Source organism: Kaistia defluvii, from assembly GCF_040548815.1.
Classification (GTDB): Bacteria; Pseudomonadota; Alphaproteobacteria; order Rhizobiales; family Kaistiaceae; genus Kaistia; species Kaistia defluvii_A.
This window is the reverse complement of sequence record NZ_JBEPSM010000001.1, coordinates 1,760,012-1,775,323: the sequence shown is the minus strand read 5'-3', so window position 1 is coordinate 1,775,323 and position 15,312 is coordinate 1,760,012. Positions and strand designations below refer to the sequence as shown.

15 protein-coding genes are annotated in these 15,312 nt (G+C 65.8%); 3 read left to right on the top strand and 12 right to left on the bottom strand.

Going from position 1 to position 15,312, the window contains the following annotated elements; all coding sequences use genetic code 11:
* Positions 1–7 precede the first annotated feature (7 nt).
* The 5 genes from ABIE08_RS08430 to rpe all read right to left on the bottom strand — a co-directional run bounded on the left by ABIE08_RS08430 (position 8) and on the right by rpe (position 3,795).
* Positions 8–484 carry a glutathione peroxidase gene (locus ABIE08_RS08430; protein WP_354550224.1) on the bottom strand — a complete coding sequence of 159 codons (477 nt, stop codon included), beginning with the start codon at positions 482–484 and terminating at the stop codon, positions 8–10.
* A 96-nt stretch (positions 485–580) separates the two neighbouring features.
* A complete protein-coding gene (gene purB, locus ABIE08_RS08425; protein ID WP_354550222.1) occupies positions 581–1,888 on the bottom strand; it encodes an adenylosuccinate lyase in 1,308 nt (435 codons plus the stop codon).
* Positions 1,889–1,956: 68 nt separating this feature from the next.
* Positions 1,957–2,292 (bottom strand): hypothetical protein, encoded by a 336-nt coding sequence (locus ABIE08_RS08420; RefSeq protein WP_354550220.1) that lies wholly within the window; start codon positions 2,290–2,292, stop codon positions 1,957–1,959.
* A gap of 85 nt (positions 2,293–2,377) precedes the next feature.
* Complete coding sequence (locus ABIE08_RS08415) at positions 2,378–3,088, bottom strand: DUF2259 domain-containing protein (RefSeq protein WP_354550218.1); 711 nt, start codon at positions 3,086–3,088, stop codon at positions 2,378–2,380.
* A gap of 38 nt (positions 3,089–3,126) precedes the next feature.
* A complete protein-coding gene (gene rpe, locus ABIE08_RS08410; protein ID WP_354550216.1) occupies positions 3,127–3,795 on the bottom strand; it encodes a ribulose-phosphate 3-epimerase in 669 nt (222 codons plus the stop codon).
* 179 nt (positions 3,796–3,974) lie between these two features.
* On the opposite strand from rpe, the gene ABIE08_RS08405 reads away from it, so the two are divergent.
* On the top strand, positions 3,975–5,222 hold the full coding sequence (locus tag ABIE08_RS08405; protein WP_354550215.1) for an NAD(P)/FAD-dependent oxidoreductase: 1,248 nt from the start codon (positions 3,975–3,977) through the stop codon (positions 5,220–5,222).
* Positions 5,223–5,489: 267 nt separating this feature from the next.
* Positions 5,490–7,379 carry an amidohydrolase gene (locus ABIE08_RS08400; RefSeq protein ID WP_354550213.1) on the top strand — a complete coding sequence of 630 codons (1,890 nt, stop codon included), beginning with the start codon at positions 5,490–5,492 and terminating at the stop codon, positions 7,377–7,379.
* A gap of 217 nt (positions 7,380–7,596) precedes the next feature.
* Here the strand turns inward: ABIE08_RS08400 and ABIE08_RS08395 are convergent, their stop codons facing one another.
* The 7 genes from ABIE08_RS08395 to ABIE08_RS08365 form a co-directional block, all read right to left on the bottom strand.
* Positions 7,597–8,709, bottom strand: coding sequence for a branched-chain amino acid ABC transporter substrate-binding protein (locus ABIE08_RS08395; protein ID WP_354550211.1), 1,113 nt, complete (start codon positions 8,707–8,709; stop codon positions 7,597–7,599).
* Positions 8,710–8,815: 106 nt separating this feature from the next.
* A complete protein-coding gene (locus ABIE08_RS08390) occupies positions 8,816–9,934 on the bottom strand; it encodes a branched-chain amino acid ABC transporter substrate-binding protein (RefSeq protein WP_354550209.1) in 1,119 nt (372 codons plus the stop codon).
* A 163-nt stretch (positions 9,935–10,097) separates the two neighbouring features.
* A complete protein-coding gene (locus tag ABIE08_RS08385) occupies positions 10,098–10,442 on the bottom strand; it encodes a DUF6867 family protein (protein ID WP_354550208.1) in 345 nt (114 codons plus the stop codon).
* A gap of 37 nt (positions 10,443–10,479) precedes the next feature.
* The gene (locus ABIE08_RS08380; RefSeq protein WP_354550206.1) at positions 10,480–11,217 is read right to left on the bottom strand and encodes an ABC transporter ATP-binding protein; all 738 of its coding nucleotides are present in this window, start codon (positions 11,215–11,217) and stop codon (positions 10,480–10,482) included.
* The gene (locus ABIE08_RS08375; protein ID WP_396309484.1) at positions 11,214–12,116 is read right to left on the bottom strand and encodes an ABC transporter ATP-binding protein; all 903 of its coding nucleotides are present in this window, start codon (positions 12,114–12,116) and stop codon (positions 11,214–11,216) included. The genes ABIE08_RS08380 and ABIE08_RS08375 overlap by 4 nt, the downstream gene beginning before the upstream one ends.
* Positions 12,113–13,492, bottom strand: a complete 1,380-nt coding sequence (gene livM / locus ABIE08_RS08370; protein WP_354550202.1) for a high-affinity branched-chain amino acid ABC transporter permease LivM — start codon at positions 13,490–13,492, stop codon at positions 12,113–12,115. The genes ABIE08_RS08375 and livM overlap by 4 nt, the downstream gene beginning before the upstream one ends.
* 1 nt (position 13,493) lies before the next feature.
* On the bottom strand, positions 13,494–14,411 hold the full coding sequence (locus tag ABIE08_RS08365; protein WP_354550200.1) for a branched-chain amino acid ABC transporter permease: 918 nt from the start codon (positions 14,409–14,411) through the stop codon (positions 13,494–13,496).
* Positions 14,412–14,684: 273 nt separating this feature from the next.
* Between ABIE08_RS08365 and ABIE08_RS08360 the strand changes: the two genes are divergently transcribed.
* Positions 14,685–15,182: a flavin reductase family protein gene (locus tag ABIE08_RS08360; RefSeq protein ID WP_354550198.1), complete on the top strand. Its 498-nt coding sequence runs from the start codon at positions 14,685–14,687 to the stop codon at positions 15,180–15,182.
* Positions 15,183–15,312 lie beyond the last annotated feature (130 nt).

Below are 15,312 nucleotides of genomic sequence, written 5' to 3'. Positions count from 1 at the left end.
TTTGCCTTCAGCCCTTCGCCAGTTCCGTCTCGATCGCTTCGACGACGGCCGGATCCTGCGGCTCCGTCTTCGGCGCGAAACGCGCGACGACCTTGCCATCGCGGCCGATCAGGAACTTCTCGAAGTTCCACGAGATATCCTCGTCGCCGGCCAGCGCGTCATAGAGCGGGTGGCGGTCGTCGCCCTTGACCGAGATCTTGGCGAACATCGGGAAGTCGACGCCATAGGTCAGGCGGCAGAAGTCCTGGATTTCTGCATTGGTGCCCGGCTCCTGGCCCATGAAGTTGTTGGCCGGGAAGCCGACGACCGTCAGTCCCCTGTCCTTGTAGGTCCGATAGAGCGCTTCCAGCCCGTCATATTGCGGCGTCAGTCCGCATTTCGAGGCGACGTTGACGACGAGCAGGACGCGCCCGGCATAGTCGCCGAGCGAAGCCTGGCTGCCGTCGATGCGGTTGACGGGAATGTCGTAGAGCGGGGAGGACATGCTGGGGATCTCGCGGTCTGATGGCAGGGAAACGAAAACAGGCGCCCTTAGAGATAAGGGCGCCTGCCAAAAGCTCAAAGCTTGTTCGTCGAATTCCTACGCTTCGCCGAAGACGCGGCGGAAGATCGTGTCGATGTGCTTGGTGTGGTAGCCGAGATCGAACTTCTCCTCGATCTCCGCGTCCGACAGGAGCGCGGTCACGTCCGGGTCGGCTTTCAGCTCGGTCAGGAAGTCGGCGCCCTGTTCCCAGACCTTCATCGCGTTGCGCTGGACCAGGCTGTAGGCGTCCTCGCGGGAGGCACCCTTCTGGGTCAGGGCGAGAAGCACGCGCTGCGAATGCACCAGGCCGCCGAGGCGGTCGAGGTTCTTCTGCATGTTGTCGGGATAGACGAGCAGCTTGTCGATGACGTTGGTCATGCGGGCGAGGGCGAAATCGAGCGTCACCGTCGCGTCGGGGCCGATCATGCGCTCGACCGAGGAGTGCGAGATGTCGCGCTCATGCCAGAGGGCGACGTTTTCCATCGCCGGCAGCGCCATGCCGCGCACCAGACGGGCGAGGCCGGTCAGGTTCTCGGTCAGAACGGGATTGCGCTTGTGCGGCATTGCCGACGAGCCCTTCTGGCCGGGGGAGAAATACTCCTCGGCTTCGAGCACTTCGGTGCGCTGCAGATGGCGGATCTCGGTCGCCAGGCGCTCGATCGACGAGGCGACGACGCCGAGCGTCGCGAAATACATGGCGTGGCGGTCGCGCGGAATGACCTGCGTCGAGACCGGCTCCGGGACCAGGCCAAGCTTCTCGGCGACATGCTCCTCGACGCGCGGGTCGATATTGGCGAACGAGCCGACGGCGCCGGAAATGGCGCAGGTGGCGACTTCGGCGCGGGCCGCGACCAGGCGGGCGCGGTTGCGGTCGAACTCGGCATAGGCCTGGGCCAGTTTCATGCCAAAAGTGATCGGCTCGGCATGGATGCCGTGGCTGCGGCCGATGGTGACCGTGTTCTTGTGCTCGAAGGCGCGGCGCTTCAGGGCGGCGAGCAGCTTGTCGACATCGGCGATCAGAAGATCGGCGGCGCGCACCAGCTGGACATTGAAGCAGGTGTCGAGCACGTCGGAGGAGGTCATGCCCTGATGCACGAAGCGGGCGTCCTCGCCTACGATCTCGGCCAGATGAGTCAGGAAGGCGATGACGTCATGCTTGGTGACGCGCTCGATCTCATCGATCTTGTCGATGTCGAAGGTCGCGGCGCCGCCCTTTTCCCAGACGGTCGCGGCGGCGGATTTCGGAACGGTGCCGATTTCGGCGAGCGCGTCGAGCGCATGCGCCTCGATCTCGAACCAGATGCGGAACTTGGTCTCCGGCGACCAGATCGCCGTCATTTCGGGGCGCGAGTAGCGCGGGATCATAGGCGGGCCCTCTTGGTTTCGCCCGGCAAATAGCAGACCAGGAGGGCCCGAACAACCCGATGGGGTGCTTAATCGAGCGGCGGGGGCGGCGGCGGCTCGTCCGGGTCCATGTAGCCATCCGGCGGCGGCGGGGGCGGTGGCATGCAGTCGGTGCGGCGCTCGGTGGTCGTGCCGGTCTCGTCCTGCGTCTCGATCGTCGTCTGGCTGCAGCCCGGCGGCGGCGGAGGCGGCTCGTCGCGAACGGAGGGCGGCGGCGGAACCTCGATATCCTCGGCCAGCACGATGTTTCCGGCCGATGCGGCGGATGGCACGGTCAGCGCGCCGAACGTGCAGGCGACCACGCCCAGCGCTGCCAGCCGCACCGTTCTCGATACCAAACCGCGTTGGTTCGAATGCAATGTCATGGAACGATCCTCTTGCCTGCCCCCGAGCTTCAACGGCGGGCCGGCGGAGGCGTTCCCACGATAGGCCGGTGGCGCCGGCGGGCGATCAGGGCAGTTGCGCCGTCACCGCCATGTAGCGGCCATCGGGGCCCTCGAAACCGCGCGTCAGTACCATGACCAGCACGACCAGCGTTGCCGGCTGGCCGAAGCGCTGCTGGATGATGACGTCGTTGATGCGGTAGTCGAGCGCCGTGCCGCGGCTCGCCGGCAGCGCCTTGTCCTCATGCAGGACCGTCTCGCCGCGCTCGTCCTTGAGCACCAGGCGGAAGCCCTGGGTCTTGTAGGCGGGATCGTCGTTGTTGGGGGCGTCGAGCGGGATTGTCTGCAGCGAGACGGTCAGCTCCGGCCCGTCGAGTTGCTGGACCGGATGGCGCCGGAACGTGACCGAATAGGGATCGCGCCCGCTCTCGGTGATCGGGTTGGAGGCGAGCAGCGTGCCGGGCTGGTCGAGGCCGTTCAGCTTATCGCCGGCCTGCTTGCGGGCGGCAGCGCGGGCCGCGGCGATCCCGGCGGTCTCGTCGTCCAGCCGGACGCGCACCGGCGTGCCGGCGACCCAGGCGTCCTTCTGCGTGTCGAGCACGAAGATGTTGGAATAGGGGAATCCGGAGCCGTCCTGGATGCCGAACTCCTCGAAGGCGAAACGGCTGCCGTCCGGCGTGAAGCCGAGGATCGAGCGCTCGGCGAAATCGCCGGCCATAGCGAGGGCGGGCGCGCCGGCGAGGACGCATGTCGCAAATAGCCTGGCAAGAACGCGCATGGACCTGTCTCTCCTCTGGCTTGGGGCGCGCGCGGGGATCAGCCCCGGGCGACCGCGTCCCGGATGGCGGCAATGTTACCAGCAAAGGCGCTGCTGCCGCCCTTGAAGATCGAGGAGCCGGCGACGAGCACGTCGGCGCCCGCCTTCACCAGGGCCGGGGCGGTATCCGGGGCGACGCCGCCATCCACTTCGATATGGATCGGACGGTTACCGATCATCGCCTTGATGCGGGCGACCTTGTCGACCGATTCCGGGATGAAACTCTGGCCCCCAAAGCCGGGATTGACGCTCATCACCAGCACCAGGTCGATCATGTCGAGCACATAGGCGATGGCGCTTTCCGGCGTCGAGGGATTGAGCGCGACGCCGGCCTTCTTGCCGAGATGGCGGATGGTTTGCAGCGAGCGGTGCAGATGCGGGCCTGCCTCGGCATGGACGGTGATCAGATCGGCGCCGGCCTCGGCGAATTCGGCCAGGTAGGGATCGGCCGGCGCGATCATCAGATGCACGTCGAACATGGCATCGGTCAGCGGCCGCAGCGCGCGGACGACCGGCGGGCCGAAGGTGATGTTGGGGACGAAATGCCCGTCCATGATGTCGAGATGGATCCAGTCGGCGCCCGCCGCCTCGACCGCGCGCACTTCCTCGCCGAGACGGGAAAAGTCCGAAGCGAGGATGGATGGCGAGATCAGCAGGGGCGCGGCCATGGTATCAGCTTTCAGCTTCGAGCCCCTCGATCAGCGGGGCGGGACGGGGTTCGTTCGGCCGTAACACGGCAATCGGGCCTCGGCAATTGCCCGCCCGCCCCGGGACGGGCAAACTCACGCCGTCCCAGGAAAGGAACAGAGCGATTCCCGCGATTCAACCGCCTTCCAGCACCCCGGAAATGGAGCGTTTCGACGCCATCGTGCTCGGCGCCGGGATCGTCGGCGTGTCGGCCGCCCTCAACCTGCAGAAGCGCAACCGAAACGTGGTCCTGATCGACCGGCGCGATCCGGGCGAGGCCACGTCCTATGGCAATGCCGGCGTCATCGAGCGCGACGGTTTCTATCCGATCGTGTTTCCCCGCCAGTTCGGGGCGCTGTGGAAATATGGCCGCAACGACGAAACCGCGCTGCACTACAATCGCCGCTTCCTGCCGAAGATCGCGCCTTGGCTGCTGAAGCTCAGGGCCGAATCCTCGCCGCGCGCCATCGACGCCTATGCCGAGGCGATGAACCCGATCCTGGCGCATGCGGCGAGCGAGCATGGCGTGCTGGCCGGCAAGGGCAGGGCGGTCGAGTTCTTCCGCGGCACGGGATGGCTCAAGGGCTATCGCAGCATCGCCCGCTTCGAGGCCGACACCAAGATGCAGCTGGCCTTGGCCAAGCGTTTCGGCGTTCGCTACGAGATCCTGGATAACCACGAGATCACGGATCTGGAGCCCGACCTCGCGCCGGTTTTTGCCCGCGCCGTGTTCTGGCCGGATACCGTCTCCGTCGCCAGCCCCGGCGGCGTCGTCAAGGCCTATGCACGGCTGTTCGAGGCGATGGGCGGCACCTTCGCGCATGGCGACGCGATGTCGCTTCGGCGCGAGAACGATCTCTGGGTGGTCGACATGGACGGCCGCAAGGCGACCGCGCCGGATGTCGTCGTGGCGCTCGGACCCTGGGCGATGGACCTGCTCAAGCCGCTCGGCTACCGCTATCCGCTCGCCGTCAAGCGCGGCTATCACCTGCATTTCAAGCCGCGCGGCGACGCCGCCCTCGAGCGGCCGGTCGTCGATGTCGCGCATGGCTATGCGCTGACGCCGATGCGGCAGGGCTACCGGATCACCTCGGGCATCGAGTTCGACGCGCGCGATGCGCCGCCGACCCCGGTGCAGATCGCCAAGATCCTGCCGCAGGTCAAGGCGCTGTTTCCGCTCGGCGAGCAGATCGAGGAGGAGCCCTGGATGGGATCGCGGCCCTGTTTCCCGGACTCCATGCCGATCGTCGGGCCGGCCCCGCGCCATCCCGGCCTCTGGCTGAATTTCGGCCACGGCCATCTGGGCTTCACGCTGGGGCCGGCCACGGGCCGGCTCCTGGCCGAACTGATCACCCGCGAAATGCCCTTCGTCGACCCCGCCCCGTTCAGCGCGACGCGGTTTTCCTAGTGGCCTGACGGGGGACGGTTCGAACCCCGTGATCGCGCCCGCGTGGTGGCAAGTGTTGACGGGCGAAGGCTGAAGCGGACGTTGGACGGTCGGCCATAGTCGGCCATTTCCAGCCGTTCGCAGCACCGTATCCACGGCCCGGTTCTGGTCCAGGGCCAATACGATGCGCCGGGGCGCCCTGCGGATGCCGGCCAGCTCAATCGAGATCCGTCGCGTTGTCAGCGGGATTCTATTATAATGGTCGGAAGCGCATCGGAGGAGGGTGCCGTGAAAGCCATCGACCGCAGGGTACTGATGAAGGGCGGGCTCGCGGCTGCGGCCCTGATCGGGCCGGCCGGGCGCGTCTTCGGCGAGACTAGCTCCCTTTCGGACCTCGGGGCCTCGCTCGTATCGTCGCCCGAAGCGACGATCTACTTGGCGCGCGAGATCGTCACGATCGATCCCGTCCGTCCGTCGGCGAGTGCGGTCGCCGTTGTGAACGGCCGCATCCTGGCGGTCGGGTCGCTCAATGACGTCCGGCTCATTCTCGGCGACCAGCCGCATCGCGTCGACGACAGGTTCGGAGACAAAGTCATCATACCGGGCTTCATCGCCCAGCACGATCACCCGGTCCTCGCCGCCCTGACCATGTCGTCGGAAATCCTCTCCATCGAGGACTGGGTTCTGCCATCCGGTACGGTTCGCGCCGTCAAGGACAAGCGGGACTTCATCGAGCGCCTGACGAAGGCCTCAAACGCACTGAGCGGACCGGACGAGCCGCTCGTGAGCTGGGGCTATCACCCGGCCTTCTACGGCCCTCTGACGCGCGAGGATTTGGACGCAGTCAGCTCCGAGCGCCCCATCCTTGTCTGGGCGCGCTCCTGCCACGAAATGATCCTCAATAGCGCGGCCCTTGCCGCCGGCGGCGTGACGCGGGCGGTGGTGGACGGATTCGACGAGACGTCCCGCAAGCAGTCTGATCTTGACCAGGGGCGGTTCTGGGAGCAGGGGCTGTTCGCGGTCCTACCGCGCATCGCGTTCCTGGTCGCGACGCCCGAGCGGCTGCGCGCCGGGCTCGAGCTGAGCCGCGACTATATGCATGCCAAGGGGATCACCTTCGGAAACGAGCCCGGCGGCATTCTCTCGAAGCCCGTGCAGGATGGGGTGAATGCTGTCTTCTCGAGCCCCGACATGCCCTTCCGCTGGTCGTTCATCGTTGACGCCAAAAGCCTCGTCGCCGCCCATGACGACGAGGCCGAGGTTATCGCCCGGTCGGAGGCGTTGGCCTCCTGGTACGGCGGAATGACCAGCCTCGCACCAAGGCAGGCCAAGCTCTTCAGCGACGGAGCGATCTACTCGCAGCTCATGCAGGTGCGCGAGCCCTATCTTGACGACCATCATGGCGAGTGGATGATGGACAAGGCGCTGTTCGATCGGGCTTTCCGCATCTACTGGGACGCCGGCTACCAGCTCCATGTGCATGTCAACGGGGATGCAGGACTCGACCGGGTGCTCGACGCGCTCGAGGCGAACCTGCGGCGCAATCCACGCTACGACCACCGTACCGTGATCGTGCACTTCGCAGTGAGCGCCTTCGAGCAAGTCCAGCGCATCCGCAACCTCGGCGCGATCGTCAGCGGCAATCCCTACTATGTCAGGGCGCTCGCCGACCAGTATTCGGTAGTCGGCCTCGGCCCCGAGCGCGCGGACGCGATGGTCCGGCTCGGAGACCTGTCGCGCGCGGGCATCCGCTGGTCCTTGCATTCCGACATGCCGATGGCGCCCGCAGATCCCCTGTTCCTGATGTGGTGCGCGGTTAACCGCGTCACCGCGTCGGGCCGCGTCGCCGCGCCCGATCAGAGGATCTCGGCGGAGGAGGCTCTGCGCGGCGTGACGATCGAGGCGGCCTACTCGCTGAAGATGGAGGACGAGATCGGCAGCCTCGCGCCGGGCAAGCGCGCCAACATGACGATCCTCGACCGGAATCCGTTGGCCGTGAACCCCATGGAGATCCGCGACATCGCGGTCTGGGGAACCGTCATGGAAGGTCGCGTGCTACCCGGCTCAAAGGGCGAGCGGCACGCCTCGAAAGTGCCGGCGGATGGCGGCGGGGCCGCTCCGGCGTTCGAACGGGCGGCATTGCAGCACGCGCTGAAGGTCGTGCACGCTCATCTCTGAGCGAGGTCGGCCGAAGCGTGGGAGCTCGCGTACGGCATATTGCGGAGATAGCCATGCTCCGTCGCCCCGGCGAAGGCCGGGGCCCATAAACACCGGCCCGGCAAGCCATAGCGAGCCCCGAAAGGCCTGTTGGTATGGATCCCGGCCTTCGCCGGGATGACGGCGGAGGAAGGAGACGCCTCCTCAAGCCAAGGCTGGGTCAGGCAGAAGCGGCCGCTTACGGACCCGTCTCCGGCACCAGCGCGCCGTTCTCCCAGCGATAGACCGAGAAACCCGCAAGCTGGGCGTCGCCCTTGCCGTCGAAGGCGACGGTGCCGAGCACCGTCGGGGTCGGGGAAGCCGAGAGTGTTGAGGCCAGCGTGTCGCCGGCAGCGGGGCCGCTCGACTGGCGGGCGGCGGCCCAGAGCTGGACGGCGGCATAGGCCGGCAGGACATAGCCCTGCGGCTCGATTCCGGCCTGGCGCAGGGCGGCGTTGGCCGTCTCGGCCGGGGGCTGCAGGCGCCAGTCGGTGAAGAAGGTGAGCAGCGTGCCGTTGGCAGCGTCGCCGGCCGCGGTGACGAACTCGCTGGTGGCAAGCGAATCGCCGCCCATGACGACCGCCGGCGAACCCTTGGCGCGCAGCGCCTTCAGGATCAGCGCGATGTCGCCCTGGTCGCCGCCGACGAAGACAACGTCGATCGCGTCGGCGATCAGGCGGTCGGCGAGCGCGTTATATTCCTTGGCGCCGGGATCGAACGTGTCGAGCCGCGCCTCCCGCTTGCCGGCCTCGTTCATCGCCTGCTTGGTGGCCTCGGCCAGCGGCTTGCCATAGGACGAGCCGTCATTCAGCAGGGCGATGCGCTTGTTGCCGAAGCGCTCGGCCAGGAAGGCACCGGCGGTCGGCGCCTGCGCGTCGTCGCGCGTGGCGAGGCGGAAGAGCGTCGGTCCCGCGCGCTGGTCGGTGTAGCGATTGGCGGTGACGGCCGGCGTGATGGCAAGCAGCTTGTTGTCCGCATAGACGCTGGCGGCCGCAATCGCCGCTTCGGCGCAGACATGGCCGACCACGAGCTGGTCGCCGCGTCCGACCGCGCGGTTGGCGGCGGCCACCGCCGCTTCCGGCTTGCAGGCATCATCCTCGATGTCGACGCTGATCCGTTCGCCGTTGATGCCGCCCTTTGCATTGAGCGCATCGACTGCCGTTTCGACGCCGGCGCGGATCTGCTTGCCGAGCGCCTGGTAGGGGCCGGTCATGGGGCCGACCGCGAGGATGCGGATATCGGCCAGCGCCGGGCCGGCAGTGGTGGCGAGCAGAAGGGCGAGGCAGGCGGGCAGGCAATTGACGCGCAACATCAGTGGTCCTTTTCGGGCTTGGCGCGATCATGCCCGGCGGCGGCGCAAAAGAAAACGCCCGCATCTGCGAGAGATGCGGGCGCTTGGCGTTCAAACGGCGATCGGCTTAGAGCTGCTTGTAGTCCAGCTTGCCGTCGGCGTCCTTGATCCAGGAGTAGACGACATAGTCGGCCGTGGTGCGGTCGCCCTTGGCGTCATAGGAGAGCGGGCCGAGAACGGTCTTCCACGGGCCGCCGGACTTGATGACTTCCGCGACCTTCTGCGGATCGGTCGTGCCGGCCTTCTCGATCGCCTGGGCGATGACCTGCACGCTGGCATAGGAGTAGAGCGTGTAGGCTTCCGGCTCGAAGCCCGAAGCGCGGAAGCGTTCCACCACTTCCTTGGCGTCGGGGTTCAGGCGCGGATCGGGACCGAAGGTCATCAGCGTGCCGTCGGCAGCCGGGCCGGCGATCGCCGCGAATTCGCGGTCGGTGATGCCGTCGCCGGAGAAGAGCACGGCCTTCAGGCCCTGCTCGGCCGCCTGGCGGACGATGAGGCCGGCTTCCTGGTGCAGGCCGCCGTAATAGATGACCTCGACGCCGGCCGACTTCATCTTGGAGATGAGGGCGGAGAAGTCCTTGTCGCCGACATTGATGCCTTCATAGACGACTTCGGTGACGCCGCCGGCATTGGCGGTCTTCTTGGTCTCGTCGGCAAGCCCCTGACCATACGGGGTCTTGTCGTGGATGATGGCGAGCTTCTTGTCCTTCAGGTGGTCGATGATGTACTTGCCGGCCACCGCGCCCTGCTGGTCGTCACGACCGCAGGTACGGAAGGTGTTCCAGAGGTCCCGCTCGGTGAATTTCGGGTTGGTCGAGGCCGGCGAGATCTGAAGGATGCCGTTTTCGGCATAGACTTCCGAGGCCGGGATCGACACGCCCGAGTTGAAATGGCCGACGACGAAGGTGACGCCGTCGCCGACGAACTTGTTGGCGACCGACACGCCCTGCTTCGGATCGGAAACGTCGTCGCCCAGCGTCAGGACGAACTTGTTGCCATTGATGCCGCCGGCTGCATTGAGGTCGGCGATGGCCTGCTCGGTGCCCTTCTGGATCTGGGCGCCAAAGGCGGCGTTCGGGCCGGTCAGGGGGCCTGCGGCGGCGATCTTGATATCGTCGGCATGGGCCAGTCCGGCCAGTGTCAGGCCTGCGGCGAGCGCCAGGCCTGAAATGAGGGTCTTCTTCATTCTTAAGTCTCCCGTTGGATCTGGAAGGTGGGCTTTCTGCCCTATCGGCGGATGACGGGTCGCCTTGGTCGGTTATCTTGCCGATTTCCTTAGGGCTGTCATCCGGATTCTAAAAAACAGTCTTGGTTCAACTTTGCGCAATTGTGCACGAGACAGGCGATCGTCAGATCGATCGCCAGGCAAACGGCCCCGACTTTGCGTAAAGCCAGTAATATTGCGACACCATCTGGTTGGTGCGGGTGTAGCGGTAGGCGATCGATCCGACGACCAGCACGAAGATCGCGTCGACGATCCAGTAATGTACCGAAAGCAGCGTCGCCTGGAACAGCGAGAAGTGGATGAAGCGAACCGCGAAGGACAGCAGCAGCAGGTAGAACAGCAGCAGGTAGAAGGGCCGCCAGGTTATGGCGCAGGCCCGCCCGGTCATCCAGGCGCCGGCGCCGCCCAGGATGACAGTGACGAACAGGAAGGTCGCCAGCGAGGCTTCTTCATAGAGGATGCCCGACATCAGGAATGCCTCCTTGGCGTGCAGGACGGGGAGGGGATCAATGGGCACCGCCTTCCAGGTAGGCGGCGCGGATTTCCGGCTTCTGCAGCAATTCCTTGCCGGTGCCGGACATGGTGACGAGGCCATTGACCAGCACATAGCCGCGATGGGCGAGCTTCAGCGCGTGATAGGCGTTCTGCTCGACCAGGAAGACGGTGAGGCCCTCCGTGCGGTTCAGCTCGCCGATCACGTCGAAGATCTGCTTGACGATCAGCGGCGCGAGGCCGAGCGACGGCTCGTCCAGCATCAGGAGCTTCGGCCGCGCCATCAGCGCGCGGGCGATCGCCAGCATCTGCTGCTCGCCGCCCGAAAGCGTGCCGCCGCGCTGGGCGACGCGCTCCTTCAGGCGCGGGAACAGCGTGAACATCCGCTCCACGTCCTCGTCGAAATGGGCGAGCTTGTCGAGCGCCGCGCCCATCTGCAGGTTTTCCAGCACGGTCATGCGCGGGAAGATGCGCCGGCCTTCCGGCGACTGGGCGATGCGCAGCCGGGCGATTTCATGCGTCGGCATCTCGGTGATGTCGCGGCCCTCGAAGAGGATCCGGCCTTCGCGGGCCCGCGGGTTGCCGCAGATGGTCATCATCAGCGTCGACTTGCCGGCGCCGTTGGCGCCGATCAGCGTGACGATCTCGCCCTGGTGGACATCGACGTCGACGCCCTTCAGCGCGATGATCTTTCCGTAATAGGTCTTGGCGCCCTGCACGGACAGCAGCGGCGTCCCGTTCTGACCGGTCATGTCGCCGCTCCCTCGATGATCTCGTCCAGCGCTTCCTCGACGACCTCGACCTCCTCGTCATCGACGCCGAGATAGGCGGCGATCACGCGCGGATCGTTGCGCACCTCGGTCGGCGTGCCGTCGGCGATCTTGGTGCCGTATTCGAGCACGATGACATGGTCGGAAATCTCCATGACCACGGACATGTCGTGTTCGATCAGCAGGATCGAGGTCTTCTCGGTTTCGCGGATGCCGAGCAGCAGCGCATTCAGCTCCGCCGATTCGCGCGGATTGAGGCCGGCGGCCGGCTCGTCCAGGCAGAGCAGCTCGGGCTCCGTGCACATGGCGCGCGCGATTTCGAGCCGGCGCTGTGCGCCATAGGGCAGGTCGCCGGCAGGATCGTCGGCGCGCGGCGTCAGACCGGTCTTTTCCAGCCAGTACTTGGCCTTTTCGACGGCCTGCTTCTCGGCCTTTCGATAGCCCGGCAGGCCGAGCACGCCCAGGATCGTCATGCCGGAGGCGAGCATCAGCGTGTTGTGCTGCGCGACCAGCAGGTTTTCGAGCACGGTCATGCCCGAGAACAGGCGGATGTTCTGGAACGTCCGCGCCACCCGCGCCTTGGCCGAGATCTTGAAGTCCGGCATGCGCTCGAGCAGGAAGGTCGAGCCGGCCTCGTGCTCGAGCCGCAGCATCCCCTGCGTCGGCTTGTAGAAGCCGGTGATGCAGTTGAACACCGTGGTCTTGCCGGCGCCGTTGGGGCCGATCAGCGCCGTGATGTCGCCGCGGCCGACGCTGAAGGACAGGTCGTTGACGGCGATGAGGCCGCCGAAGCGCATGAACACATGCTCGACCTTCAGCACCGGGCGGTTCTCCCAGGGCATCGGCGCGTCGCGGGTCATGGTGAGGGTTTCGCTCATCAGCCATGCCCCTCTTTGACGAGCGAGCCGGAGATCGTCTTCTTCTCGGCCAGGAAGATCGTCGGCTCGCGCGAGGACACGAAGCCGCGCGGCTTCCAGATCATGATGCCGACCATGGCGAGGCCGAAGATCAGCATGCGGAACTGGTCGGGATTGAAATTGTCGCCGAAGATCGTCTTGAGGAAGGCGAGTTCGCGCAGCAGTTCCGTGCCGCCGATCATGGCGACGGCGGCGAGCGCCACGCCGACCATCGAGCCCATGCCGCCCAGGACGACGATCGCCACGATGATCGCCGATTCCATGAAGGTGAAGGATTCGGGGCTGACGAAGCCCTGGCGTGCGGCGAAGAACGACCCGGCGAAACCGGCGAACATCGCGCCGAGCGCGAAGGCGGTCAGCTTGGTGTTGGTGGTGTTGATGCCGAGCGAACGGCAGGCGATCTCATCCTCGCGCAGCGCCTCCCAGGCGCGGCCGACCGGCAGCTTGCGCAGGCGGATCGTGACGAAGGCGGTGAGCAGCGCCAGCAGGAGGATCAGGTAATAGAGGAAGATCTTGTAGTAGGCCGATGAGACCGGCAGATCCATCAGCTTGGCGAAGCCGGTCGGCGAGGCGTCGAACTTGATGCCGAACAGCGTGATCTTCGGGATCGAGCTGATGCCGGAGGAACCGTTGGTGAGTTCGCGCCAGTTGATCAGCACCAGGCGGATGATCTCGCCGAAGGCCAGCGTCACGATGGCGAGGTAATCGCCGCGCAGGCGCAGCACCGGGAAGCCCAGCAGGATGCCCCAGAGCGCCGCGAAGATGCCGGCCATGGGCAGCAGGATCCAGAAGGACAGGCCGAAATGGCTCGACAGCAGGGCATAGGAATAGGCGCCGACGGCGTAGAAGGCGACATAGCCCAAGTCGAGCAGGCCAGCGAGGCCGACGACGATGTTCAGGCCCCAGCCCAGCATGACGTAGATCAGGATCTGGATGCCGAAATTGTCGACCCATTTCAGCGAGCCCTGGAAGCCGAGCAGGCTGACGATGATCACCGGATAGAGGAACAGGAAGACCAGCGAGGCCGGCGCGAACCAGCGCGAGACGGCCTGGCGCGCCGCGGACGGCGTCTCGGAGACGGGGCCGGCCCGCTCCTTGCGCGCCGCCATGGCGGGCCATACCAGCGTCAGCAGCAGGAAGCGGCCGACGACGATGACGCCGATGACGGAGGCGAGCAGGCCCCAGCGTCCCTGCACTACCAGCTCATTGCGCATGTTCTGTTCGGTGCGCAGGCCGACCAGCGGCCCGAACAGGCCGAGGGCGATCAGCCCGGACAACAAGGCATCCTTCACGGCCGCGGAGATGTCCGGGCCATGTTTTTTCGCGATCACGTCTGCCATGTCACACCTTCTCGACTTCAGGTCGTCCGAGGAGGCCCTGCGGCATGAAGATCAGCACGATCGCCAGGATCGAGAACGCCGCGACGTCCTTGTAGTCGATCGAGAAATAGCCGGACCAGAAGGTCTCGATCAGGCCGATCAGCAGCCCGCCGATCACGGCGCCCGGCAGCGAGCCGATGCCGCCCAGAACCGCGGCGGTGAACGCCTTGACGCCCGGAACGAAGCCGTCCGAGAAGTTGACGACGCCGTAATAGGACAGGAACAGCGTACCGGCGACGGCGGCCAGCGCGGCGCCCATCACGAAGGTCAGCGAGATCGTGCGGTCGACATTGACGCCGAGCAGCGCCGCCATCTTGCGGTCCTGCTCGCAGGCGCGTTGGGCGCGGCCGAGCGAGGTCTTCTGCACGAGATACCAGAAGCCGGCCAGCAGCACGGCGGTGGTCACCCAGATCAGGATCTGCTTGTAGGACAGCGTGACGGCGAAGTTGTTGGAATTCATCACCTCGATGCCGCCGCTCAGCATGGGCGGGATCGGCTTGTTGCGCGGGCCCTGGGCGACCTGCACGAAGTTGGAGAGCACGATCGACATGCCGATGGCCGAAATCAGCGGCGCCAGGCGGAACGAGCCGCGCAGCGGGCGATAGGCGACCCGCTCGATCGCCCAGCTCATCAGGCTCGTCAGCACCATGGCAATGACCATGACGATGATCAGCGCCAGTATCATCGACGACATGCCGAGAACTGTGGTCAGGACCAGCAGGAAAATCAGCGCGATGAACGCAGACGTCATGAAAACGTCGCCATGCGCGAAGTTCACCATTCCGATGATGCCGAACACCATCGTGTATCCGATCGCAATCAGGCCGTAGATAGACCCAAGCGTGATCCCATTGATCAACTGTTGTAGGAAAACTTCCATCTCGTGGATCCCCGCGTGCAGCGCAGTGCTTTATTGTTCCCGGAGGTTGTATCCGTAGACCACCCTCTCATTGAACCTCGATTAGGTACACGAACCGAACAAAACAACAAGCCATCGCCGAACACTGTCCGCGACGCGGTCGTAACGCTAAGTCATCCTTATAAAATGGCCGGCCGATTTTTGCCGGGGGAAGCGCCGTCCGGCTTGTCGTCGCCGGCCCGACCCGATACGACCAGACGTGACGGCGCCAGCAGGATTGGGATAGATACAGGCATGGATACGCTCACGGATCTGGTCGATCCGGCAATGTTCCGCGAGGCGATGAGTCGCCTTGTTGCTCCGGTCCACGTGGTGACCACGTCGGGCGAGGGCGGCGCCTGCGGCCTGACGGCCTCTGCCGTGACATCCGTTTCCGACCGTCCGCCGATCGTGCTGGTCTGCGTCAATCGCAAGAGCCTGACCAACGCCGCCTTCAAGCTGAATGGCAGCTTCTGCATCAATACGCTCGAGGGCAACCAGCAGGGCCTGGCCGAGGCCTTTGCCGGCCGCACGGGCCTGACCATGCCGGAGCGCTTCGCGCTCGGCTCCTGGGTGACGCTGGCGACCGGCGCCCCGGTGCTGGAATCGGCGCGCGCCAGCTTCGATTGCCGCCTGACCGAGGTGATCGAGCAGGGGTCGCATTCGGTGATGTTCGGTCTTGTCGAGGCCGTCCGCGTCGGTCCGAATGACAGCGCGCTGGTCTATCTCGACCGGACCTATCACCGGGTCTGAGCCCGACAAACGATCCAGGAATCAAGACCCTCACCCAACCCTCTCGCGCAAGCGGGCGAGGGCCTTTTGGCGTGCGGGGTGAGCTATTGCGGCTCGCTCGACGTGCTTCTTCGTTCGCGAGAGGAAGGCG